This is a genomic window from Plantactinospora sp. BC1 (assembly GCF_003030345.1).
In the GTDB taxonomy this organism is placed as follows: domain Bacteria; phylum Actinomycetota; class Actinomycetes; order Mycobacteriales; family Micromonosporaceae; genus Plantactinospora.
Genome location: NZ_CP028158.1, coordinates 4,122,316 through 4,144,705, shown reverse-complemented (window position 1 = coordinate 4,144,705; position 22,390 = coordinate 4,122,316). Strand labels below are relative to the sequence as shown.

The window sequence follows — 22,390 nt, the reverse complement described above, 5'->3', positions numbered from 1 at the left end:
TCAGGCGGCGAGGAGCACGGCGCCGAGTGCGCCGGCGAGCATCGCCGGGCCGTGCGGCAGGTGGTCGCGGCGGCCGACCCGGCGCAGCCGGAGCAGCACGGCGGCGTACCCGCTGGCCAGCAGCAGGCCGGCCAGCGCGCCGGAGAGGGCGGTGCTCCAGCCGTACCAGCCGGTGGCGAAGCCGAGCCCGAGCGCGAGCTTGACGTCGCCCGGCCCCAGCCCGCCGGGGGAGAGCAGGAGCAGCCCGAGGTACGCCCCGGCCAGCGCCAGCGCGCAGGCGACCGCCACCGCGTACCGGCCGAACTGGCCCGAGGCGAGGGTGGCCGCGCCGAGCAGCCCGGCGACACCGGCCCCCGCCGGCAGGGTGAGCCGGTCGGGAAGCCGTCGTACCGCGACGTCCACGAAGCCGAGCACGATGCCGAAACCGGCGATCCAGGCGTACGCCAGCAGCGGGAGTACGTCGTCGACCCGGGCGGCGAGCGCGGCGTAGACGGTCGCGGTGACGACCTCGACCAGCCCGGCGCGCGGACCGACGGCTCCCCGGCAGCGCGGACAGCGCCCGGTCGGCGGCAGCACGCCGAGCGGGTTGCGCCGGGTCGGCGCGCCGATCGTCGCCGCGCAGTGCGGACAGCTCCGCCGGACCGACCGGCCGACCGGGACGTCGGGGCGCGGCGGGGACTCTTCCGGCGGGCCGGCGGCGGGTACGGCGTACCGGAAGATCTCTCGGCGCAGCAGCGGTCCGAGCAGGACTCCGAGGAGCCCGGCCGCCGCCACCACGCCCGGTGTCACGTCCCGCCGCCCTGCCTCAGGTTCGCGGTGCGGGCCGGGCGTGCACCGGCCGAGGAGCGTGGGCGTTCGGTGGAGACGACCAGCGCGACGCCGAACACGATCACCGCACCGCCGAGCAGCACCTGCCCGGTCACCGGCTCGTCGAGCAGCAGCGCGCCGAGGGTCACCGCGACCACCGGGTTGACGTAGGCGTACGTCGCCACCAGCGAGATCGGCGCGTGGTGCAGCAGCCAGACGTAGGCGGTGAACGCGACCAGCGACCCGGCCACGGTGAGATAGCCGAGCGCCAGCCACGAGCGGGTACTCACCGCGCCGAGGTCGAAGCCGCGCATCTCGCCCCGGGCCAGGCCGAGCACGGCCAGTGCCGCCGAGCCGGCGACCATCTCGTAGACGGTCGCCACGAACGGGTCACCGGGCATGTCGAGCCGGCCGGAGAGGAACGAGCCGGCCGACCAGGAGACGGCGGAACCGACCACGGTCAGCGCCCCGACGATCGGGGCCGCGCCGACGCCGCCGGCCGGCAGTACCAGCAGCACCAGGCCGACGAAGCCGGCACTCACCCCGAGCAGGGTGGCCAGTCCGGGCCGGTCCCCGGTGCCGGCCCGGAGCATCACCACCAGCAGCGGCACGATGGCGATGAGCAGCGCGGCGACGCCGGAGGAGACCGCGGTCGACGGCGGCCCCGACTCGGCCAGTACCACCAGCCCGTTCCCGCCGGCCAGCAGCAGTACGCCGACCAGCGCCGCGTTGCCCAGTTGGCGGCGGGTCACCCGCAGCCCGCCGGGGCCGCGCCAGAGCCGGAGTACCACCGCCAGCACGGCGGCGGCGACCGCGAACCGGGCGGCGGCCGAGAACAGCGGCGGCAGGGTCTCCACGGTGACCCGGATGCCGAGGTAGGTGGAGCCCCAGACCAGGTAGACGACGCCGAGCGCGGTCCAGATCAGTGCCGAGCGGGCCGACGGCGCCGGAGCGGCGGGTTCCGCCTCGACCGGCGCGGCGGGTCTCGGCCCGACCGGAGCGACGGGTTCCGCCTCGACCGGCGCGGCGCGTTCCGGCTCGACCGGCGCGGCGCCGGCCGGCGAAGTTGGCGCGCTTCCGGGAGGTGAGCTCATCGGGGGGTCAGGCTACGGTGACCACAGCAGGCACGTCCCAGGCGAGTGGCGAGCCTCTCACCGATCCGTACCAGGAGGACAGTCGATGGCCAACTACGGACCGCCCGGCGGACCGTATCCCGGTCCGTCGCAGCCGTGGAACGACCCGGACCGGCAGACCACCGACGAGTACGGCCAGCCGGTCGACCCCTGGGGCGATCAGGACCAGGCGGCCGGGGCGGGGCACTGGGGTGGCGGGCAGCCGTCGGCGCCACCGGGTGGCCCCGGTTCCCCGGTCAGCCACCCCGGCTATCCGGCCGGTTACCCCGGGCCGGCCGGCCCCGGCGCCGCGCCGACCTCGGGTGCACCCGGTGCCGGTCATCCACCGACCCGGCGACACGACGCCGGCCACGCCCCGGCACCGCAGCACCCCGGCGCGCCGTACGCCCCGGCGCCGGGCGGCTGGAACGCCTCCGACGCCGATCCGGTGTGGGCGACGCCGTCTCCGGACCCGTCGTGGTCCACCTCGGCACCGGACCCGATGCCGAAGGGTGGTGGCAACCGGGGCTTCGTCGCCGTCCTGGTCGGGTTGGCGGTGCTGGTCCTCGGCGGTGCGGCGCTCGGCGTCTACCTGCTCGGCCGTGACGAGGCACAGCCGGACGCCCAGCCGCCGGTCACCGAGCAGACCGAGGAGCCGGCCGAGCAGACCAGCGCCCCGACCGAGCCGACCCCGACCAGCGTCCCGGCTGCGCCGGACGCGTCCTCCACTGATGCGCGGTTCGTCAAGGCCGGTCAGTGCGTCCGGAACGAGGGTACGGAGGCGGCGCCGAAGCTGGCGATCACGGGCTGTGCACCGCAGACCTACGAGGTGCTCGCCCGCTACAACGGCGTCACCACCGGCGCCCCGGACGCTAAGACCAAATGCGCCCAGGTGCAGAACTACACGAACTTCTACTTCTTCAACAGCGAGCTGGACGAACTGGACTTCGTGCTCTGTCTTCGGAAACGATAGCCGCGCGGAGTGTCGCCGCCCGGCATTCCGACGAGACCGGCGGAGGTCCGAGCGACCTGCCGCGTAGGATCCGCGCCCAGCCCGACCCCTGCGTCAGCCACCCCAGGGTTTCCGTGACGTGGTCGGCGCGCGCGCCCGCCCCTGGAGAAGCATGTCGATTTACGGAACGCCTGCCGGAGGGCAGCCGGAAGACCCGTACCAGTCCCGGTCCCCCTCGTCGGGCCCGCCGGCCGGTGGCGATCCGCCTCCGCCGCCGGGCACTCCGCCGCCGGGTCCCGGCTATCCGCCGGCCCCGGACGCCGGTTACCCGCCGCCGCCACCGACTCCCGGTTACCCGCCGTCCGGTTACCCGCCGCCCGTCGGCGCCGGGCATGGGCAGCCGAGCGGCGCACCGGGTCCTTCGTGGGGTCAGCCGCCGTCGAGCGGCGGGCCGTACCCGGCGGGTACCCCGTACGGCGCTCCCGGCGGGCCGGCCGCGCCGTACGGTCCGGCCGGCGCCCCGCCGAAGTCCGGTCGTGGGCTGAAGATCGGCCTCATCGTCGGCGGCATCGTGTTGCTGCTGCTCTGCGCCTGTGTGGGCGGCGGGGCGTGGTGGCTGGTCGACCGGGCCGGCGACGACTCCGGGCCGGGCGTCGGGGCACCCGCCCCGAGCGGTTCGGCCGGGTCGACCCCGAGCCGTCCCGCCGGCACCCCGTCGAGTTCGTCGGAGCGGTTCGCCAAGGGAGACTGCGTGGTCAACGACGGCACCGACGACGAGCCGGAACTCCGCAAGGTGCCGTGTGGACCGGACACCTACGAGGTGCTGTCCCGGATCCCGTTCAGCACCGACGCGGACCAGTGCAAGAACGACCCGGTCTTCGGCTCGCCGGAGGCGGACGCCAACTACGTACAGGACGATCCGCTGGACCTGGGCGACTTCGTACTCTGCCTGAAGCGGCGCTGACCGGGCCGGCCCGGATCGGCTTCGGTAGGCAAAACTAGGACTGTCTAGCATCCACGCTAGACGGTCCTAGTTTCTGCTCGACGATCCGACGACGGCGCGACACGAATACCCCGGTCTACGGATGTCTAGCGCCCCGGCTAGACGGCCCGATAGCGTGCGATACGTGGATCCGGTCCGCAACCCGTACGCGCCGGGCGCCGGCCAGCGCCCGCCCGAACTCGCCGGGCGGGGGCGGGAACTCGAGGTCTTCGACATCGTCCTGGAGCGGATCGCCCGAGGCCGCCCCGAACGCAGCCTGGTCCTCACCGGCCTGCGCGGAGTCGGCAAGACCGTACTGCTCAACACGCTCCGCTCCCAGGCGATCAGCCGACTCTGGGGCACCGGGAAGATCGAGGCCCGGCCGGACCAGTCGATCCGCCGCCCGGTCGCCGCCGCCCTGCACATGGCGATCCGGGAGCTGGCACCCCGGCACCGGGCACCCGACCGGATCGACGACTTCCTCGGCGTACTCAAGGCGTTCGCGCTGCGTTCGGCCCCGGCCGGATCGGGGCGGGCTGCCGGGGCGAGCCGGCTGCGGGACCGCTGGCAACCCGGCATCGACGTACCGGCGGCGAGCGGGCGGGCGGACTCCGGCGACATCGAGATCGACCTGGTCGAACTCTTCACCGACGCGGCCGAGGTCGCCGCCGACGTCGGCACCGGGGTCGCGGTCTTCCTCGACGAGATGCAGGACCTCGGCCCCGAGGACGTCTCGGGGCTCTGCGCGGCCTGCCACGAGCTGTCCCAGCTCGGCGCGCCGCTGATCGTCGTCGGCGCCGGGCTGCCGCACCTGCCGGCCGTGCTCTCCGCCGCCAAGTCCTACTCGGAACGGCTCTTCCGCTACCAGCGCATCGACCGGCTGGACCGGATCGCCGCCGACCAGGCGCTCTGCGCCCCCGCCGCCCGGGAGCAGGTCGAATACGAGCCGAAGGCGCTCGACCTGCTCTACGAGAAGTCCGGCGGCTATCCGTACTTCGTCCAGGCGTACGGGAAGGCGACCTGGGACTCGGCGCCCCGCTCCCCGGTGACCGCCGCCGACGTCCGGGTCGCCGCGCCCGAGGCCGAGGCCGAGTTGGCGGTCGGGTTCTTCGGGTCCCGCTTCGAGCGGGCGACCCCGGCGGAACGGGAGTACATGCGGGCGATGGCGGCGCTCTCGCTGGTCGAGGCGCCGGAGGGCGACGACGTCGCCGGGGGCGGCCCCCGGGACGACATGGACGCCGCCGTCTCCACCGCCGAGATCGCCCGCTCGCTGGGGCGCAAGCCGGCCAGCCTCTCGCCGGCCCGGGACGCGCTGATCAAGAAGGGGCTGATCTACTCGGGCGAGCGCGGGACGGTGGCCTTCACGGTCCCGCACTTCGGCCGGTACCTGCGGACCCAGCCGGCCTGACCGGCACCGCCCCGGCGCCCCCGCGACCGGCACCACCCGACACGCTGGCGGATCCTCAGACCTGTGACCAGGGCGGCGGGAAGGTCACCTCGCCGCTCGGCACCGGGTCGTCGGAGCCGTCCACCGACGGCAGCACCAGCACCTGCCACGGGTCGCCGAGCCCGGACCACGGGCTGGTCAGCCCGAACCGGGCGGCCGGCTCGAACCCGAACCGGCGATAGTAGGCGGGGTTGCCGAGCACCACCACCAGGCGCTCGCCGAGTTCGGCGGCGGCGTCGAGCGCGGCCCGGACGACGTCCTGGCCGTAACCGCGACGCTGCCGGGCCGGCCGCACCGCCACCGGGCCGAGCGCCAGCGCCGGAACCGCGCCCGGCCACACCTCGACCCGGCTGAGCAGGGCGTAGCCGACCAGTTCGCCGTCGACCTCGGCCACCATGGACAGCTCGGGCAGCCAGGCGTCGCTGCCCCGCAGCGCCTCGACGAGCTGCACCTCCGGGGGCAGCCGGGTGTCCGGACTGGCGAACGCCTCGGCGACAAGTTGCCGGATCGCCACGGCGTCGGCCGGACCCTCTGCGCGGAGCCGCACGGTCGTCACAGCTCGCGACGGTACCGCGACCGCGCCGTCCAGTCTCCCACTTCGAGGGGTGAAGAACGTTGCGAACGGGTAAGACTTGAGCCATGAAACCCGTACGCACCGTGGCCCGTACCCTGTTGAGCACGATCTTCGTGGTCAGCGGCGCCCGCGCCGTGGCCAACCCCGAACTGCACGTGGACCGGGCGAAGCGGGTGACGGACAAGGTCGCCCCGATGTTGCAGGGCATCCACGAGGGACTACCCACCGATCCGACGAGCCTGGTCCGGGCCAACGGTGCCGCCCAGCTCCTCGGCGGGCTGCTGCTGGCCACCGGGCACTTCACCCGACCGGCGGCGGCGCTGCTCGCCGGCACGCTGGTGCCGACCACCATGGCCGGGCACCGGTTCTGGGAGCAGGAGGACCCGGCGCAGCGCCGCCTGCACCAGGTCCACTTCTTGAAGAACCTCGGGCTGATGGGCGGGCTGCTGCTCGCGGCGGCGGACACCGAGGGTCGGCCCGGGCTGGGCTGGCGGGCCAGCCACGCGGTGGGTGGCGGCCGTCGACGGGTACGCCGGGTGGTGCGTACCGCCCGCCGGGACGCCCGGATCGCCGTACGCTCCGCGGCGGCGGCCCGGAAGCTGCCCGGCTGATCCCACCCACCCCGGCCAGGCCGCGGGATCGCCGCCGTCGGTTGCCCGAGGTGAGTCGCCGGCCTGCGGGGCGGTGCCCGGGATCGTCGATCGGGCCACGCTCCATGCCGGACATATGCTAGTTTCACCTGACTGAGCGGCTGTGAATCACCTGAACCGCACTCCCTGCGTTAACGCGGTGGAAATGTCGCGAACCAGTGTGGGATCGGACACGGTCGCATAACGCAGGAGGCATTCGAGTGACCCACCGTTCTAGGCTCCTCGGAGGACCTGGGCGGAAGACCGACATTGGTACGGGGGTGGCCACGCCATGCCGGCGACCGTCGAAAGACGGCTAGGCCGCCTCGCCCCAGTCCGCCGCTTTGCTCGTGGGATCGACCGTCGAGCAGTCGTACGGATCGGCGTCGTCGCCGTCGTCTGCTACGCCGCGTGGCTCGCCATCGCCACGTTCGGACGGCCGTACAACTTCTTCGACATGAAGATCTACCACGGCGCGGTGGTCTGGTGGGCGGGCGGACACGAGCTCTACGACTTCATCGCGCCCAGGACCACCCTCGGCTTCACCTATCCACCCTTCGCCGGGCTGGTCATGCTGCCGATGGCGGGCATCCCGCTCGGTCTCGCCGGCTGGACCAACATCGTCGCCAGCGTCGCGACCCTGGCCGTCGTGCTCGCCGCCCTGCTCAAGCCGATCACCGACCGGCTCGGCTGGTCGCTCTGGTTCACCCTCGGCCTCGCCGTGCCGATGGCGGTCGCCATCGAGCCGGCCCGGGAGACGCTCGGCTACGGCCAGGTCAACCTGCTGCTCTTCGGTCTGGTCATGGCCGACCTGGTGGCGCTGCGCTGGCGGGCCCGGCGCGGCAGCCGGATCAGCGCCGGTGACGGCCCGCTGCGCCGGCTCTTCTTCAGCGGCGCCTGGGCCGGGGTCGGGATCGGCCTCGCCACCTCGATCAAGCTCACCCCGGCGCTCTTCGTCGTCTACCTGCTGATCACCCGGCAGTGGCGGGCCGCGGCCACCGCGGTCGGTACCGCGATCGCCGTCACCGTCGGCACCTTCGCGATCGCCGGCCGCGAGTCGACCACCTACTTCATGTCGGTGCTCTGGCAGACCGAGCGGGTCGGCGCGGCGGACATGACGCCGAACCAGTCGCTGGCCGGCGTGCTCGCCCGGCTGTACGACTCGATCGAGACCCCCACCCTGCTCTGGCTCGCGTTCGCGATGCTGCTGCTCGCGCTCGGACTCTCCCGCGCCTCGCACTCGCACGCCGACGGCGACGAGCTGACCGCCTTCACCCTGGTCGGGCTCACCACCAACGTGATCAGCCCGATCTCCTGGTCACACCACCTGGTCTGGGTGATCCCGGCGATCCTGATCCTCGCCGACGCCGCGAGTCGACGCCGGACGGCCAGCCGGGGCCCGTGGCCGCGCCCGCCACACTCGACCGCCGGTGCCGGTCCGGCCGGGATGACCGGGCTGCGCACACCGATCTGGTTCCCCACCCTGACCGGCCTACGGCACGGCGTGGCCGCGCTCGGGCTCTACCTGCTCTTCCTGATCTCGCCGATCTGGCCGTACGAGCACCAGTTGCCGGAGGTGTCGCACTACCAGGACGGCTTCTTCGGCGCGCTGATGGAGAACTCGCTCGCCCTGGCGATCATCCTGTTGGTCGCCGCGCTGCCGTGGCGGCCCGGTGCCGAGCCGGCGTTCTACGTCGAGCACGGCCGACTCGACCGCCGACTCGCCGGTCACCGCTGACAGATCGGCCGGTCACCGGTAACGGGATCGGCCCGTCCCGGGATCGACCCGTCCCGAGGGGTCAGGGGCAGTTCACCCACTCCTCGGTGCCGTCGGCGAAGAGCTGCCGCTTCCACACCGGCAGCCGGGCCTTGACCTCGTCGACCAGCCGGGCGCAGGCCGCGAACGCCGCCGCCCGGTGCGCGGTGCTCACCGCCGCCACCAGGGCGACGTCGCCGATCTCCAGCGGGCCGAGCCGGTGCGAGACCGCCACCGCGTGTACGTCCGGATCGGCCGCGATCTCGGCGGCCACCTCCCGCAGCACGTCCGCCGCGCTCGGGTGGCCCTCGTATTCGAGCCGGAGCACCGACCGGCCGTGGTCGTGGTCGCGTACCACGCCCTGGAAGGAGACCACCGCACCGGCGGCCGCGTCGGCGACCACGGACTCGTGGAAGGCCACGTCCAGCGGGGCGGTGCCGACGGCGACATGCAACCGGCCGGTCGGTGGCCCGCCTCCGGCGTCGACGGCCGGCTCGCTCCGTACGCTCATCTCACACTCCTTGGGGGCGCTCTCCGGGCAGCAGCGGCAGCGGTACGAGTGGCACCCGGTCACCCGGTCCGCCCTTGGTGCCCGGGGCGATCACGGCGAACCCGGCCGCCCCGGCGAGCCCGCGCAGCATCGCCGAGCCGACGTGCCGGACCGGGGTGGCGGTGTTGTCGGCGGGGTCGACCCGGACCAGCGCCAGGTGGGTGAAGTCGCCCCGCCCGGCCACCGGCTCGGCCAGCGTCACCCGGGGCAGCTCCGGCATCACCCGGCCACGCAGCCCGGCCAGCAGCGGGGCGACCAGGGAGACGGTCGCGACGATCGCCGACTGTGGATTTCCCGGCAGCCCGGCGACGAACCGGCCCCGGCCGTCCGGCCCGGTCACCCGGGCGAGCAGCATCGGAAATCCGGGGCGTACGGCCACGGTGTTGACGACGTATTCCGCGCCGAGTTCGCGCAGCGCCGGGTGCAGGTGGTCGACCGGCCCGTGCATCGTGCCGCCGGTGGTGCAGACCAGGTCGGCGCGATCGAGCCCCTGGCGGAGCGCCTCGACGTGCGCCTCCAGGGTGTCGGCCACCGGTCCGACGACGTCGGCGGCGGTGATGGTGCAGCCGTACCGGCGCAGCCAGGCGGGGACGGCCGGGCCGAGCGAGTCGCGTACCCGCCCGGCGCCGGGACGGCCGGCGGTGAGCAGCTCGTCACCGAAGATGATCAGGGCGGCCCGGGGCGCCCGCCGGACCCGGAGGGTGTCGTAGCCACACGAGGCGGCCAGCCCGATCACCCCGGGGTCGATCGGGGTACCGGCCGGCAGCAGTTCCTCACCGGAGTGCGCCTCCTCACCGGGGGCGCGCCACTCCGGCGCCGGCCGCAGCGTGCCGGCGACCAGCCCGTCGGCGGTACGCGTCGACTCCTCGACCCGGAGCACCCCGGCCGCACCGGCCGGCAGCATCGCCCCGGTGGCGATCTCGACGGCGGTGCCCTCCTCGGTCAGCGGCGGCGGTGTGCTGCCGGCGAGGACCCGGCCGACGATCCGCCAGGGCGCGGCGCCGCGTACGGCCCAGCCGTCCACGCTCGACGTCGGAAAGGCGGGCAGGTCGGTGAGGGTGGTCAGCGGCTCGGCCAGGGTCTGGCCGTCCGCCTCGGCGACCGGCAGCTCGACGGGTTCCGGTGCGGCGGCACGGCCGGCCCCGTAGACCCGGGCCCGCGCCTCGGCCCAGTCCAGCGTCGGCGGACCGGCCGACGGATCGGCGGCGACGGCGGTCTCGGTGCTCACGCCGCCCCACCCGCTCCGGGTAGAGCCTCCTGCTGCGCGCTCCTCACGTTCACCGTCCGAGCCTATCCTCGCGGTGCGACCGCCCGCCGACGAGTTCAGTCGGTACGCGGATGGTCGCCGCCCCGGAGCTGGTCGACCGCGTGCCCGAGGATCGACCCGAGTACGGCGAGCCCGTCCCTGGCGCCGCCGGTGGAGCCGGGCAGGTTGACCACCAGCGTCCGGCCGATCACCCCGGCCAGGCCACGGGAGAGTGCCGCCGTCGGTACCTTGTCCCGGCTGTGCGCCCGGATCGCCTCGGCGATGCCCGGGATCTCGTAGTCGAGCAGTGCCCGGGTCACCTCGGGGGTCCGGTCGGTCGGGTTGATGCCGGTGCCGCCACTGGTCAGTACCACGTCGACGCCCTCGGCCGCGGCGCGGCGCAACTCGGCGCCGACCGGGTCGCCGTCGCGCACCACCACCGGCTCGTCGACCTGGCAGCCGAGCTTCGTCAGGCCCTCCACCAGCAGCGGGCCGCTGGTGTCGGCGTAGACGCCGGTGGCCGCACGGTTGGAGGCGACCACCACCCGGGCCCGGATCACGGCCGGTCCGCCGGTCGGGTCCAGTCGCCGGTCTTGCCGCCCTCCTTGCGCAGCACGCGTACCCCCTCGATCGAGGCCGCCGGGTCGACGGCCTTGACCATGTCGATCAGCGCGAGCCCGGCGGTGGCGACGGCGGTCAGCGCCTCCATCTCGACGCCGGTCCGGTCGGCGGTCCGGACCGTCGCGGTGATCTCGACCGTGTCGTCGCCGGGCTCCAGCTCGACGGTGACGCCGTGCAGGGCGATCGGATGACAGAGCGGGATCAGGTCCGGGGTGCGTTTCGCCCCCATGATGCCGGCGAGCCGACCGACGGCCAGGGCGTCGCCCTTCGGCAGCCCGTCCCGGCGCAGCAGCTCGATCACCTCGGCCGTGGTGCGCAGCCGGCCGGCGGCGACGGCCCGGCGCACCGAGACCGGCTTGGCGGAGACGTCGACCATCCGGGCCGACCCGGCGGAGTCGACGTGGGTGAGATGCGCGGGCTCGGTCACACGGCGAGCTTATCGGTCGCACGGCGAGCTTAGAGGAAGGCGGATCCTCCGCCGGGCTCCACCAGCCGCACCTGCTCCGGCCGCCACTCGTCGGGACCTGCTCCGACCGCCACTCGCCGGGACAGCGGTTCGGGTGAGGAAGCGGATGCAACCTGGAAACCTGTCGCGGGTGCGTCGCGACAGCCGTACCACTTCCTCACCCTCACCGCAGCGGTGATCGGGGGGCGACCACCGCAGCCGGTCTCGTTGCCGATTCCCCCGGTGCTCGACCAACGACATGACCGATGCGGAAAACCGTAGGTGCGGCGGAGATAGAAACTCGATAGACGGTCGATACGTCCGGTGCACCGGCCCGGCTCGGACACCTGCCGGTCCTTCGCGGACGGGAACGGCGTCACCGCGATCGAGAAACTCGACCGGTCACCGCTCGACGGGCAGGGCCAGCCGAGCCAGCTCGCGCTCGACCTCGAAGCGTTCCGGCACGCCCATCTTTCCGAAGATCGCCAACGCCCGCTCCCAGTGCCGCCGCGCCTCGGCCGGATCCTGCGGTTCCCGGTGCGCAGCCATGGCAGCCAACGCCCGCCCCTGCTCGTACGGGTGGCTGATCCGGGTTGCCAGTTCGAGCGCCTGGCGGTGCACCTCGAATGCCTGTTCCGCCCGACCGGCCGCCGACAGAGTGAGGCCGAGATCGTTCAACGCTGCCGACTCCACGTCCCGCTCGCCCGCATCGACTGCGGCGGCTATCGCTCGCCGGTGCAGTTGCAGCGCGTCGTCGAGCCGGCCCAGATGGCGGTACGCGCTGCCGAGGTCGTTGATCGCCCCCGGTTCACCACGCCGGTTACGGATCCGGGCCCTGAGTGCGAGCGAAGCACTGATCAGGCGGGCGGCCTGACTGAACTGGCCCATTCGGAGGCGTATCGCCCCGAGATTCCCAAGGTCCTGAGCGATCGCGAAGCTCTTTTTCAGCTCGATAGCGAGGAACAGGGATGTGCGTTGAACCCGCAGGGCCTCCTCGCACATTCCAAGTAACATGAGCGGAATTCCCATATTGGTGCCGACGCTGAGCAGCCCGGCCCGCCGCACCCGTCGGTAGATCTCGACAGCTTCGGCTAGACGCCCCATTCTGGTCAACACCACGGCGCGGTTGGCCTCGCTGGCCCGTGCCGCGAGCACATCCCCGAGGCTGCTCGACAGGCAGGCCGACCTCTGCAAATGCCGCATCGCAGTTTGATAGTCGGTGATATTGAGATACGCAGAGGCTATGTAATTGTGCATCGTCGCCGTGGCCGCGACGTCTCCCAGACGAATAGCCGCGGCCGACCCGACACGATGGGTCTCGATGATCTCTTCCGAGTAACCACGGGTATAGTTGAACCGCCAGGTATATCGGGCAAGCTGCCACGCATAGTGGGCATGCGCACCTTCTGCGGCGAGACGGATCAGCGATCGGATGTTCCCTCGTTCCCGCTCCATCCACGACGTGTCCGGTGCCACCGCCTCCACCAACTCGGGACGCTGCGGTCCATGCGAGAGCCGCAATATACGGTGATACGGCAGTTCCAGTCTTTCCGAGACGACAGCCGCCGCGAACAGGTAGTGGTCGAGCAGCTGACCCAACGCCGCCTCGCGCTCGTCCGCCGCGTCGGTAGCGACGGCGAGGTCGGCCGCGTACTGGCGCGTCAAATCATGTAGCCGGAACCGGTCGGCGCTCAGTTCCTCCACGAGATGGTGGTCAACCAATTCGGCCAGAGCCAACTTGGCGTCCGGCAACGGCAACCCCGTCAGTGCCGCCGCTGTGGTGATGTGGAAGAACTCGCCAAGATAGAGGCCCAGCAGCCGAAACATTCGGCGCACGGGTTCCCGGAGTGGTTGGTATGACAGGTCGAAGGCGGCAGCAATGCTCCGGTCCTCCGCAGAGAGCTCGCCGAGCGTCCGACTGCTCCGGTCGATCCGGTCCGCCAGATCCGCCACCCTCCAGCCTGGGCGGTGCGCGAGGCGGGCGCCCGCCAGCCGGATCGCCAGCGGAAGGTGTCCACATTGTCGTACCACCGCTGCGGCGGCCTCCGGCTCCGCCCGGATCCGGTCCGCTCCGGCGGTCCTCGCCAACAGGTCCACGGCCTCGTCCGGGGCAAGGACAGGTAATGACTCGGGGATGATTCCGTCGGTTCCCAACAGGCGCCGTCGGCTCGTTACCAGCACCAGTGTGCCGGGGGCAGACGGCAGCAGCGGCTCGACCTGGGCTCTACTGCCGGCATTGTCGAGCAGCACGATGACCCTCCGGGTGGCCAGCTCCGAACGCCACAGCGCGATACGTTGATCAAGCTCCGTCGAAATCCGTCCGGCCGGTACGCCGAGTTGCCGGAGCAGGGTTGTCAGCGCGGCGGAGGGCTGCATTGGGCTCACACTGCTGTGGCCTTGCAGGTCGATGAAGAGTTGGGCATCGGGGTAGTGGTCGGTGAGCCGGCTGGCGAGGTGTACCGCGAGCGCGGTCTTGCCGATCCCCGCCATCCCGTTGATCACTCGGATCACTGGCCCGCCAGGTTCCGCCCGCTCCACGGCCTCGGTCAGCCGACGTATCGCTTCGGTCCGTCCGGTGAAATCGACGACCGGTCGGGGCAGCCAGCAGGACGGCACCGCCACCTGCTGGTCAGGGAAATCGAGGGGGCCGGCGGGCGGCCCTGGCTTCGACGGCGGTCCGGGTTGCGGACCTGCAACGGTCACCCGGGGGCGACCGAGTGCAGGGTCGCGGTTGAGTACCGCCTTGTGCAGTTGTTGCAGTTCGTCGCCGGGCTCGATGCCGAGCTGGTCGACCAGTTCCGCCCGTGCGGCGGCGAACGCCGCCAGGGCACCGGGCACGTCGCCATCCTCGTAGAGTGCCCTGATCAACAGAGCATGACCACGTTCCCGCAGGGGGTGAGCTCGCAGATGCTCCCTGAGCATCCCGATCGCCAGGCGGGGGCGTCCTGCGGTCATGTGCAGCTCGGCGCGCTGCTCGATCAGGCCGAGCCGAAGGGTCGCCACCGCCGTTCGGCGGGCCGACAACACCGGTCCAAGCTGCACACCGGCCAACATCGGTCCCCGCCAGCGATCCTCGGCCCGGCGGATCAGATCCTCCGCGCCGAAGGCGTCCGCGCGGGCGAGAGCCTCACCGGCTCGTTGGCACTCATCTTCGAAGGCGAGCAGATCCACGTCGTCCGGACGTATCCGGAACTCGTAGCCGGGACCGCTGCGAGCTAACAGACCCCTGGTTCCGTCCACCTCGTCGAATGCTCGCCGGAGACGTGCCGCGTAGCTACGGGTGTTCGCGACAGCCGATGCGGGGGCCGCATCCGGCCACAGCTCGTCGATCAACTCCTCCAGGGTGACTATCCGCCCCGGTCGGATCGCCAGCAATGCCAACACGGTCTGCTGTTTCGGGGTACCGAGTGGCAACGACGATCCGCCTACGAGGAGCTGCATCGGCCCTAAAAGCCGAATTTCAATCATCTACGGCCCCAAGACGCGCAAAAAGGACGAGCTGACCAGTGACCCCTCGCAGTGTATCGACCAGCGCACAGATACATTCACCAGCGTCATTCGCCCGCCGAGGGTCAAGCTCCACCTGGTTCGTCTGTAATGACGCAATCGTCCAAGATCAACGGCGCCCCCCGACAACTGAACCCAGGGTCAACAGATGGACACGAAGCGAGTTCTACCAGGTCACCCGATGGAGGTCTGGCAACTGCACCGCCAAGACTTGACGACAATCGAGTTGCCGAACGACCGCAACCACCACCATGGCGGTCCGCGGGTGTCTGTCGACCGTCGTCGGAGAAAGCGATCAACCCCACCAGGGCCGCGAGCATCAGAGCCGGCATCCCCGCTCCATGAACGCATGTCGATCATCGCCAGTCAGTCTCCATACATGGACAGAACGTAGCGAATGTGTCGAGCCTTGGCTAATAGTGAGCATAGCGACATTTTTTGTATCTATCCGCCGCACTCTCCCCTTAGGCTGCTCCCATCAACCGAACCGGTTTGGCAGCAACGGATTACCGGAGACCGGTAGCCCGGAAGCAGCCAGAGGCTGAATGGAGAGCGATCATGCGCGGGCACACCTGGGAGTGACGTAGGTGTCGCCGAAAGGCGACTCACCGTAGTCTGGCGAGACGCATCCTCCGCATACCCGGGAAACGGTTGTGACTCGTCCTGATGAACATGACACTGGGACCGACCGGCTGTGGCTGGCTGTCGGTCCCGTCGTCGTCTTCGCGGCCGTCTCGGCCGGAATCTGCGTACACGCGATCATCCGCAACGACTCCGCGACGGGCTCCAACCTCCAGATGGCGGCGACGCTGGTCGCGCTGGTCGCGGTCGGCACCGCAGCCTCGGTGAAGATCCGCATCCGGTCAGCCGCGCACGGCTTCAGCTGGATCGAGAGCGCCTTCATGGTCGGCCTCGCGGTGGCCCCCGCTCCGTGGGTCGTGCTGAGTACGGGACTCGGCGTCGGCATCACCTGTGTCATCGCCAAACGAGCCAGGATCAAGACAGTGTTCGCCGTCGCGAAAGAGATGGTGCTGGTCAGCGTCAGTGCGTTGACGCTGCTCCTCCTCGGCCACCAGGGAGGAGGAGAAGTCTCCGTCGCCGACCTGATCGGTCCGCTCGCGGTCGCGTACCTGGTGAACGCGGTGCTGGACGAACTGCTGTCGCTGCCGATCATCGCCCTGGCGACAGGTACGAAGGCGAGCCACCTCTTCAGGGAGAACTGGAATCTACGCTTGGCCACTGTCGTCGCCCGGTTCTTCCTGATCCTGGGCACCCTGGTGATCCTCCAGGCGGACATCCGGCTGCTGGCGGCGATCCCACCCCTGATCCTCAGTCTCCACCTGGCGTACTCGGGACGGATCCGGGCGCGTACCGAGCAGCAGGCGTGGCAGCGTCTGGCTCGGGCGACCGACGCGCTCAACGCCGTGGACCTCGACACCGTGCTGAGGACGGCGGTGACGGGTGGCGCCGAACTCTTCTCCGCCGACGAGGTGGAGATCGAGTTGACCGAGGCGGGCCGGCTGGTCCGGGGCACGACCAAGGCGCTCACCTACGACGGGCCGCCCGGCACGGCCACGGACGACGCGGCTCTGGTCATCCCGGTACCCCTCGAGGGACACAGCACGAGCCACATCGGGATGCTGCGGTTGCGCTTCCGGGGCCCGGTCAAGCTCTCCGAGCGGGAGCAGTACACCCTGCGTACCTTCGCCTCGGCGCTCTGCACGGCGGTCCGCAACGCGTCGGCGTACGCCGAACTGAACCGGGTGGCCGAGGAGCACGCGCACGCCGCCGCGCACGACGCGCTGACCGGGCTGGCCAACCGGCGACAACTGCTCGACCGGGGCGCCGAGCAACTCGGCCAGCGCCGCACCGAGGGAGTCGTCGCGCTGCTGCTGATCGACCTCAACCACTTCAAGGAGGTCAACGACACCCTCGGGCACGCGGCCGGCGACCGGGTACTGATCCAGGTCGCCGAGCGGCTGCGCGGTGCCGTACACGGGGAGGACCTGGTCGCCCGGCTCGGCGGGGACGAGTTCGCGGTGCTCTTCCACGGCCTGCCCGCCCCGGCGGTCGCCGCGCACCGGGCCGAGACGCTGCTCACCGCGCTGCACGAGCCGATCGAGCTGGACGGGATGCGGATCAGCGTCGAGGCCAGCGGCGGCATCGCGGTCGCGCCGAGCAGCGGCGGGATGACCGAGCTGCTGCGCCGCGCCGACGTGGCCATGTACCAGGCCAAGCGGGCCGGACGCCGGATCGCCACGTACGCCCCGACCCGGGACACCGCCGACCTCGGCCGACTCTCGCTCGGCGGCGACCTGCCAAGGGCGGTCGCCGACCACGAGTTCACCGTCAACTTCCAGCCGATCGTCGACCTCGGCAGCGGCGAGGTGGTCGCCGCCGAGGCGCTCGCCCGGTGGCGGCACCCGGCCCGGGGCACCATCGACCCCCTCCGGTTCCTGGAGACGGTGGAACGGTCCGGGCTGCTGCCGGCGTTCGCCGAGGCGGTACTCGACCAGTCGCTGATCGCCGTCAACACCTGGCGGGAGGCGGGCTTCGACCTGCCGGTGGCGGTCAACGTCTCGCCGCGCAGCCTGCTCGACGCCCGGTTCCCCGGCTCCGTACTGGCCCGGTTGCGGGCGCACGACCTGCCGCCGGACCGGCTCGTGCTGGAACTGACCGAGACGTTGACGCTCAGCCAGCTCGAAGTCGTCGACCAGGTACTCGGGCAGCTCCGCGACGCGGGCATCCAGCTCGCCCTCGACGACTTCGGCACCGGGTACTCGTCGCTGTCGGTGCTGTCCCGGATCCCCGTACACGAATTGAAGATCGACCGGGGTTTCGTCACCGCGATGGAAACCTCGGCGGAGGCCACCGCGGTGATCCGATCCACCGTCGACCTGGGCCGGAGCCTCAACCTGAGCGTGGTGGCCGAGGGGGTGGAGAGCGAGCCGCAGCGCCGCGCGCTCTGGGAGCTGGGCTGCGCCGCCGGGCAGGGCCACCTCTTCGCCCGGCCGATGCCGGCCGCCCGGCTGCTCGCCGCCCTGCACCAGGGCGCGGGTGGCCGGCCCGGCACGCTCGCCCCCGCGCTGCACGACGAGGGCGCGGTGGTCCGACTCTCCCCCGGCCGCCGGCCCGGCCCGCGCCGCGCCGAACGCCTGCCGCACCTGCCGGCGTAACCGCCGCACCCGCTGCCGGGCGTCTGCCACACTTGCCCGCGTGAGTGCCACGGACGAACTGGACACCTCGCCGGCCACCCGGACGCCGGAAGGCCGGGGACACTGGCGTCGGGCCGACCGGGCGGCCGGTGGGCTCGCCGCCGACCTGGTGCTCTACCTCCTCTCCACCGGCTTCGCCGCCGTCACCGCGGCCACCTCCACACTCCTGCCGCACCGGGCCTGGGGCGGCGTCGCCGCCGTCGGCTACCTGGTCGCCACGATCCTGGTGCTCGGTCAGCTCCTCGTCCGGCGTCGCCGGCCCGACTCCCGGCTGGCCGGTACCGCCGCGCGGGGCGGGCTGACCGTCGTCACCTGGGCCACCACCGCCCTGCTGCCGCTGGTCTGGCAGGCGGTCGAACGGGTCGGCGGCCGGCTAGACCGGGCCCAGGAGGAGGTGGTGGTGGTCGAGCACTCCGGCGCCCGACTGCTCGACCACGGCACGCCGTACCTGACCCGGGACGCCATCGCCGCGCTGCCGGGTGCGGAGCAACTCCTCGGCTACACCCCGTACCAGCCGGGGATGGCCCTCTTCGGGCTGCCCCGCGCCCTCGCCGGCACCGCCTGGTGGACGGACGCCCGGATCTGGTTCGCCGTCGCCACCGCCGTCGCACTCGGCCTGGCCGTGCTGCTGCTGCGCCGCCCGACGGCGGTTTCCGCCGGCCGCGCGGCGCCGTCGGCGGAGCGGGCCGGCGCCCGGGACGCCGCGCTGGTCCGGGCGGTGCAGCTCGCGACGGTACTCCCGGTCTGCGCGCTGACCCTGGCCACCGGCGGCGACGACCTGCCGGTCCTCGCCCTCTGCCTGCTCGCCCTCGCCTGCGCCGCCCGGGACCGCTTCCTCGCCGCCGGGCTGGCGGTCGGGCTGGCGGCGGCACTGAAACTCTTCGCCTGGCCGGTCGCGCTGGTCCTGCTGGTGCACGCCGCCGTCCGGGGCCGCCGGACCGGGCTGCGGCTGGCCGTCGGGGCGCTCGGCCTGCCGCTGGTCGCGCTCGTCCCGGCCCAGCTCGTCGACTCGGCGGCGCTGGTCGAGAACGTGCTGCGCTTCCCGCTCGGCCACGGCCTGGTCAGCAGCCCGGCCGCGTCGCCGTTCCCCGGGTACCTGATCGCGCAGGCGCTGCCGGCCGGCCGGGTGGTCGCCGCCGCGCTGCTGGTCGCGGCCGGAGCGCTGATCGCCGTCCTGCTGCTGCGCCGCCCGCCCCGCACGGCTGCCTCCGCCGCGCTCTTCTGCGGGTACGGGTTGCTCGCCGCGATCCTGCTGATGCCGTCGACCCGGTTCGGGTACCTGCTCTACCCGGTCGCCTTCCTCGGCTGGGTCCCCGCGCTCCGGCTCGCCGGCAGCCCGGGGCGGGGTGGACCGGCCGCCGATCACACCTCGGCACCGTCGGCCACCCCGGCAAGCCGTCCCGTCCCGTGAACCCGTCCCGTCCTGCCGAGCCACTCGGGCCCGACGAACCCGACGAGCCGGCCGCGCTGCCGGGTCGGCCCGGCTGGGACGTCCTCGCCGCGGTCGCCCTCGGCGGTGCGCTCGGCTCGGCCGGCCGGTACGGGCTGGCGGTGCTCTGGCCGCACGCCCCCACCGGCGTACCGTGGGCGACCCTGGTCACCAACCTCTCCGGCTGCGCCCTGATCGGCCTGCTGATGCGGCTGGTCACCACCGCCGCCGCCCCGCACCGGCTGGTCCGGCCGTTCCTCGGCACCGGGATCCTCGGCGGCTACACCACGTTCTCCACGTACGCGGTGGAGACCCGGGGACTGCTCGCCGCCGGCCGCCCCGGTGTCGCCGTCGGGTACCTGCTCGGCACGCTCGCCGGAGCGCTGGTCGCGGTACGCCTCGGGATGTGGGCGGCGGACCGGGTGCGATCGTGACCGGACGGGCGGTACGACGATGCTGACCTGGGCGGCGGTGCTGGTCGGCGGCGCGGTGGGCGCGGTCGGCCGGTTCTTGGTCAACTGGCTGGTCGAGCGCCGGTCCCGCCCGGCCGCCTGGGCGACGTTCACGGTCAACGTCGTCGGCTCGCTGGTGCTCGGCCTCTTCGCCGGCCTCTCCGCCGCGCTGCCGGGCTGGGTCTGGGCGCTGGTCGGCACCGGGTACTGCGGCGCGCTGACCACCTATTCGACGTTCGGCTACGAGACCGTGCAGCTACTGCGCAGCGGGCCGGGCGGGTGCCGACGGGGCGGACTGAACGTCCTCGCCACCCTGGCCGTCGGGCTCGGCGCCGCCGCGCTGGGCTGGCAGCTCGGCACCACCGCCCTGGCCTGACACCCGCACCTCACCCGGCCTGGCCTGACACCCGCACCTCAGCCGGCCTGGCCTGACAGCCGCGCCTCACTCGCGCTGGCTGACACCCCGCGCCTCGCCGCCGGGTGTTGGCGCGCTGCGTCGCCCCTGAGGCGGCGACCGGCGGTGCCACGTCGCGGGCCAGCCGGTCCGGCGGCCTCCGGCGGCGATCCGACGGCTTTCTCGGGCGTCTGCCGAGCGGGGTCGGCCGACGGGGCGTAAACCTGAGGCATGAACGCGACCTATCGGGATCGTGCCGAGGCCGGAGCCGTACTCGCCGACCGGCTCGCCCCGATCTCCGGCGACCCCGACGTGGTCGTCCTCGGACTGGTCCGGGGCGGCGTACCGGTGGCGGCGGCGGTGGCGGAGCCGCTCGGCGCACCGCTGGACGTACTCGTGGTCCGCAAGCTGGGCCTGCCGGAGGCGCCCGAGGTGGCCTTCGGTGCCGTCGGACCGGGCGGGCTGCGGGTGCTCAACGAGGAGATCGCCGACCGGTTGGAGCCGGAGGAGGTGGACGCGGTGGTCCGGGCCGAGACCGCCGAGCTGGAACGACGCGAGCGGCTCTACCGCAAGGACCGGCCGCCGCTGCGGCTGGACGGCCGGATCGCCGTGATCGTCGACGACGGGCTCGCCACCGGGGCCACCGCGCGGGCCGCCGTGGGAGTCGCCCGGCAACTGGGCGCCCGCCGGGTGGTCGTCGCCGTCCCGGTCGGCGCGCCGCAGGCGTACGAGGTGCTCGGCGAGACCGCCGACGAGGTGCTCTGCCCGGAACTCCCGGCGGACTTCGGCGCCGTCAGCCGCTACTACGCCGACTTCCACGAGGTATCGGATGCCGAAGTGGTGGCCGCGCTGACAGGAACTCGGTGATTCGACCGGGTACCGTCGAGTGATGCAGATGACCTGTCCCAAGTGTCGTGGCGACATGCGCCAGTACGAGCGCAGCGGCGTCACGGTTGACCAGTGCACCGAATGCCGTGGCATCTTCCTCGACCGGGGCGAGTTGGAGAAGCTGTTCGAGGCCGAGGCCAACTGGAGCCAGCAGCAGTCGCCGGCGCCGCAGCACACGCCCGCCTCGGGTGCCGGATACCCGCCGCCTCCGCCGCCGCCGGCCCCGCACCAGCCCGCCTACGGCGGTCCGAGCCACGCCCCGCCGCCGCCACCGCCCGCGCACGGCTACCCGCCGGCGCCGGCCCCGGCGTACGGGCAGCACGGGCAGCCGCACTACGGCTACCACGGGCACTACCGGCACAAGAAGCGGAAGGGTTTCCTGAACGACTTCTTCGACTGACCGGCCCCGCCGGCAGGACGGTTCCAGTCTCCGCTGGGAGACCGGCCACCGGATCGGCCGGTTGACCGGAGTTTCACGGATCCCCGTGCCCGGGCAACGAACCTCGCGCGTCGTCGACGGGCGGGCGTACGTCGCCGGGGGCGGGGATTCGCCATTTGCGGCAATGGGGTCGGCTGGACGGAGGTGGGTCGGCTGGACGGCGTGGACGCGTCCCGGGCGGGGCGTGCGGAGGTGCCCGGGGCGGCTGCGGGCAGTGAGGCGTCCCGGGCGGCGGGGCCGCAACGGGCGCTCGGTGCGGCGTACGACCTGATCACCGCGACCGTCGGCGACCTCGCCGATGTCGACCTGCTCCGGCCGACCCGCTGCCGGGGCTGGTTCGTCGTCGACCTGTTGCTACATCTGGTCCTCGACGCCCAGCGGGCCCTGGTCACGCTCGCCAGCCCGGCGGTCGGGCCGGCGGACGTGGACGGCGTCAGCTACTGGCTGTCGCCGAGCGATCCGGACGAGGGGCGGCACGCCACCTGGGTACGCCGGTCCGCCGCCGCCTTCGACCGGCCGCGCGGCGTGGTCCGGCTCTGGACCGACACCGCACCGGCGGCGGTCCGGGCCGCCGCCGCGGCCGACCCGCTCGGGTACGTCAGCACCCAGGGTCACGTGCTGGCGGTACCGGAATTCCTCGCCACCCTGGTCACCGAGGCGGTCGTGCACCATCTCGACCTGACGGTGGACCTTGCGGACGCGCCCGAGCCGGAGCCTGCGGGCGTCGCCATCGCGGTGGCGACCCTGGACGGGTTGCTCAGCGCCGAGGCGATCCGTCCACCCGACTGGTCGGACACCGACTATCTGCTGAAGGGGACCGGGCGGCTCCCGCTGAGCGCGCACGACCGGCTGGTGCTCGGCGAGGCCGCCGGCTGGTTCCCCCTGCTCGGCTGAGCCACCCGCGACGGTGTCCGGCCGGCGACTCGGTCTCCGGGCGGCCCAGCG

The 22,390-nt window shown here is 72.8% G+C and carries 21 protein-coding genes; 12 read left to right on the top strand and 9 right to left on the bottom strand.

Annotation, left to right across the window (positions count from 1 at the left end; genetic code table 11):
• Together C6361_RS17995 and C6361_RS17990 are read right to left on the bottom strand one after the other, a co-directional pair.
• On the bottom strand, nt 1-789 hold the full coding sequence (locus tag C6361_RS17995; protein ID WP_234359549.1) for a prepilin peptidase: 789 nt from the start codon (nt 787-789) through the stop codon (nt 1-3).
• Nucleotides 786-1,901 carry an EamA family transporter gene (locus C6361_RS17990; protein ID WP_107268419.1) on the bottom strand — a complete coding sequence of 372 codons (1,116 nt, stop codon included), beginning with the start codon at nt 1,899-1,901 and terminating at the stop codon, nt 786-788. The genes C6361_RS17995 and C6361_RS17990 overlap by 4 nt, the downstream gene beginning before the upstream one ends.
• Nucleotides 1,902-1,986: 85 nt before the next feature.
• Here C6361_RS17990 and C6361_RS38230 point away from each other — a divergent pair, with 85 nt between their 5' ends.
• Nucleotides 1,987-2,892: a flagellar basal body protein FliL gene (locus tag C6361_RS38230; RefSeq protein ID WP_234359548.1), complete on the top strand. Its 906-nt coding sequence runs from the start codon at nt 1,987-1,989 to the stop codon at nt 2,890-2,892.
• 408 nt (nt 2,893-3,300) lie between these two features.
• On the opposite strand, the gene C6361_RS38840 is transcribed toward C6361_RS38230, so the two are convergent.
• Nucleotides 3,301-3,429, bottom strand: a complete 129-nt coding sequence (locus C6361_RS38840; RefSeq protein ID WP_255416225.1) for a hypothetical protein — start codon at nt 3,427-3,429, stop codon at nt 3,301-3,303.
• Between the two features lie 13 nt (nt 3,430-3,442).
• Between C6361_RS38840 and C6361_RS17975 the strand changes: the two genes are divergently transcribed.
• On the top strand, nt 3,443-3,835 hold the full coding sequence (locus C6361_RS17975; protein ID WP_234359547.1) for a hypothetical protein: 393 nt from the start codon (nt 3,443-3,445) through the stop codon (nt 3,833-3,835).
• 163 nt (nt 3,836-3,998) lie between these two features.
• Nucleotides 3,999-5,261: an ATP-binding protein gene (locus C6361_RS17970; protein WP_107268418.1), complete on the top strand. Its 1,263-nt coding sequence runs from the start codon at nt 3,999-4,001 to the stop codon at nt 5,259-5,261.
• A 55-nt stretch (nt 5,262-5,316) separates the two neighbouring features.
• Here the strand turns inward: C6361_RS17970 and C6361_RS17965 are convergent, their stop codons facing one another.
• Complete coding sequence (locus tag C6361_RS17965) at nt 5,317-5,856, bottom strand: GNAT family N-acetyltransferase (RefSeq protein ID WP_107268417.1); 540 nt, start codon at nt 5,854-5,856, stop codon at nt 5,317-5,319.
• Between the two features lie 83 nt (nt 5,857-5,939).
• Here C6361_RS17965 and C6361_RS17960 point away from each other — a divergent pair, with 83 nt between their 5' ends.
• Together C6361_RS17960 and C6361_RS17955 are read left to right on the top strand one after the other, a co-directional pair.
• Nucleotides 5,940-6,485 (top strand): DoxX family membrane protein, encoded by a 546-nt coding sequence (locus C6361_RS17960; protein WP_107268416.1) that lies wholly within the window; start codon nt 5,940-5,942, stop codon nt 6,483-6,485.
• Nucleotides 6,486-6,795: 310 nt separating this feature from the next.
• Nucleotides 6,796-8,241 carry a glycosyltransferase 87 family protein gene (locus C6361_RS17955; RefSeq protein ID WP_107262523.1) on the top strand — a complete coding sequence of 482 codons (1,446 nt, stop codon included), beginning with the start codon at nt 6,796-6,798 and terminating at the stop codon, nt 8,239-8,241.
• Between the two features lie 61 nt (nt 8,242-8,302).
• Here the strand turns inward: C6361_RS17955 and C6361_RS17950 are convergent, their stop codons facing one another.
• From C6361_RS17950 to C6361_RS17930, 5 genes are all read right to left on the bottom strand, one after another.
• A complete protein-coding gene (locus C6361_RS17950; RefSeq protein ID WP_107268415.1) occupies nt 8,303-8,770 on the bottom strand; it encodes a molybdenum cofactor biosynthesis protein MoaE in 468 nt (155 codons plus the stop codon).
• A 1-nt stretch (nt 8,771) separates the two neighbouring features.
• Nucleotides 8,772-10,037 (bottom strand): molybdopterin molybdotransferase MoeA, encoded by a 1,266-nt coding sequence (locus C6361_RS17945; protein ID WP_107268414.1) that lies wholly within the window; start codon nt 10,035-10,037, stop codon nt 8,772-8,774.
• 95 nt (nt 10,038-10,132) lie between these two features.
• Nucleotides 10,133-10,615 carry a molybdenum cofactor biosynthesis protein B gene (locus C6361_RS17940; RefSeq protein WP_107268413.1) on the bottom strand — a complete coding sequence of 161 codons (483 nt, stop codon included), beginning with the start codon at nt 10,613-10,615 and terminating at the stop codon, nt 10,133-10,135.
• On the bottom strand, nt 10,612-11,103 hold the full coding sequence (gene moaC, locus C6361_RS17935; protein ID WP_107268412.1) for a cyclic pyranopterin monophosphate synthase MoaC: 492 nt from the start codon (nt 11,101-11,103) through the stop codon (nt 10,612-10,614). Before moaC ends, C6361_RS17940 begins: the two co-directional genes overlap by 4 nt.
• 420 nt (nt 11,104-11,523) lie before the next feature.
• On the bottom strand, nt 11,524-14,589 hold the full coding sequence (locus C6361_RS17930; protein WP_107268411.1) for a BTAD domain-containing putative transcriptional regulator: 3,066 nt from the start codon (nt 14,587-14,589) through the stop codon (nt 11,524-11,526).
• Nucleotides 14,590-15,281: 692 nt separating this feature from the next.
• On the opposite strand from C6361_RS17930, the gene C6361_RS17925 reads away from it, so the two are divergent.
• The 7 genes from C6361_RS17925 to C6361_RS17895 all read left to right on the top strand — a co-directional run bounded on the left by C6361_RS17925 (nt 15,282) and on the right by C6361_RS17895 (nt 22,339).
• Nucleotides 15,282-17,804, top strand: a complete 2,523-nt coding sequence (locus tag C6361_RS17925) for a bifunctional diguanylate cyclase/phosphodiesterase (protein WP_199853390.1) — start codon at nt 15,282-15,284, stop codon at nt 17,802-17,804.
• A 40-nt stretch (nt 17,805-17,844) separates the two neighbouring features.
• Nucleotides 17,845-19,254 carry a glycosyltransferase 87 family protein gene (locus C6361_RS17920; protein ID WP_369931402.1) on the top strand — a complete coding sequence of 470 codons (1,410 nt, stop codon included), beginning with the start codon at nt 17,845-17,847 and terminating at the stop codon, nt 19,252-19,254.
• Nucleotides 19,251-19,706 carry a fluoride efflux transporter CrcB gene (crcB, locus tag C6361_RS17915; RefSeq protein ID WP_199853389.1) on the top strand — a complete coding sequence of 152 codons (456 nt, stop codon included), beginning with the start codon at nt 19,251-19,253 and terminating at the stop codon, nt 19,704-19,706. Before C6361_RS17920 ends, crcB begins: the two co-directional genes overlap by 4 nt.
• 19 nt (nt 19,707-19,725) lie before the next feature.
• Nucleotides 19,726-20,100 (top strand): CrcB family protein, encoded by a 375-nt coding sequence (locus C6361_RS17910; protein ID WP_234359546.1) that lies wholly within the window; start codon nt 19,726-19,728, stop codon nt 20,098-20,100.
• A gap of 249 nt (nt 20,101-20,349) precedes the next feature.
• Nucleotides 20,350-20,985: a phosphoribosyltransferase gene (locus C6361_RS17905; RefSeq protein WP_107268410.1), complete on the top strand. Its 636-nt coding sequence runs from the start codon at nt 20,350-20,352 to the stop codon at nt 20,983-20,985.
• 19 nt (nt 20,986-21,004) lie between these two features.
• Nucleotides 21,005-21,406: a zf-TFIIB domain-containing protein gene (locus C6361_RS17900; protein ID WP_107262516.1), complete on the top strand. Its 402-nt coding sequence runs from the start codon at nt 21,005-21,007 to the stop codon at nt 21,404-21,406.
• 183 nt (nt 21,407-21,589) lie between these two features.
• Entirely contained in the window at nt 21,590-22,339 is a 750-nt protein-coding gene (locus C6361_RS17895) for a maleylpyruvate isomerase N-terminal domain-containing protein (RefSeq protein ID WP_234359545.1), read from the top strand.
• Nucleotides 22,340-22,390: the final 51 nt, after the last annotated feature.

Excerpts from the sequence above, each read along its gene's own strand:
- C6361_RS17990 (WP_107268419.1), bottom strand. The coding sequence starts at position 1,901 with ATGAGCTCACCTCCCGGAAGCGCGCCAACTTCGCCGGCCGGCGCCGCG.
- C6361_RS38230 (WP_234359548.1), top strand. The coding sequence starts at position 1,987 with ATGGCCAACTACGGACCGCCCGGCGGACCGTATCCCGGTCCGTCGCAG.
- C6361_RS38840 (WP_255416225.1), bottom strand. The coding sequence starts at position 3,429 with ATGAGGCCGATCTTCAGCCCACGACCGGACTTCGGCGGGGCGCCGGCC.
- C6361_RS17960 (WP_107268416.1), top strand. The coding sequence starts at position 5,940 with ATGAAACCCGTACGCACCGTGGCCCGTACCCTGTTGAGCACGATCTTC.
- C6361_RS17955 (WP_107262523.1), top strand. The coding sequence starts at position 6,796 with ATGCCGGCGACCGTCGAAAGACGGCTAGGCCGCCTCGCCCCAGTCCGC.
- C6361_RS17950 (WP_107268415.1), bottom strand. The coding sequence starts at position 8,770 with ATGAGCGTACGGAGCGAGCCGGCCGTCGACGCCGGAGGCGGGCCACCG.
- C6361_RS17930 (WP_107268411.1), bottom strand. The coding sequence starts at position 14,589 with ATGATTGAAATTCGGCTTTTAGGGCCGATGCAGCTCCTCGTAGGCGGA.
- C6361_RS17910 (WP_234359546.1), top strand. The coding sequence starts at position 19,726 with ATGCTGACCTGGGCGGCGGTGCTGGTCGGCGGCGCGGTGGGCGCGGTC.
- C6361_RS17905 (WP_107268410.1), top strand. The coding sequence starts at position 20,350 with ATGAACGCGACCTATCGGGATCGTGCCGAGGCCGGAGCCGTACTCGCC.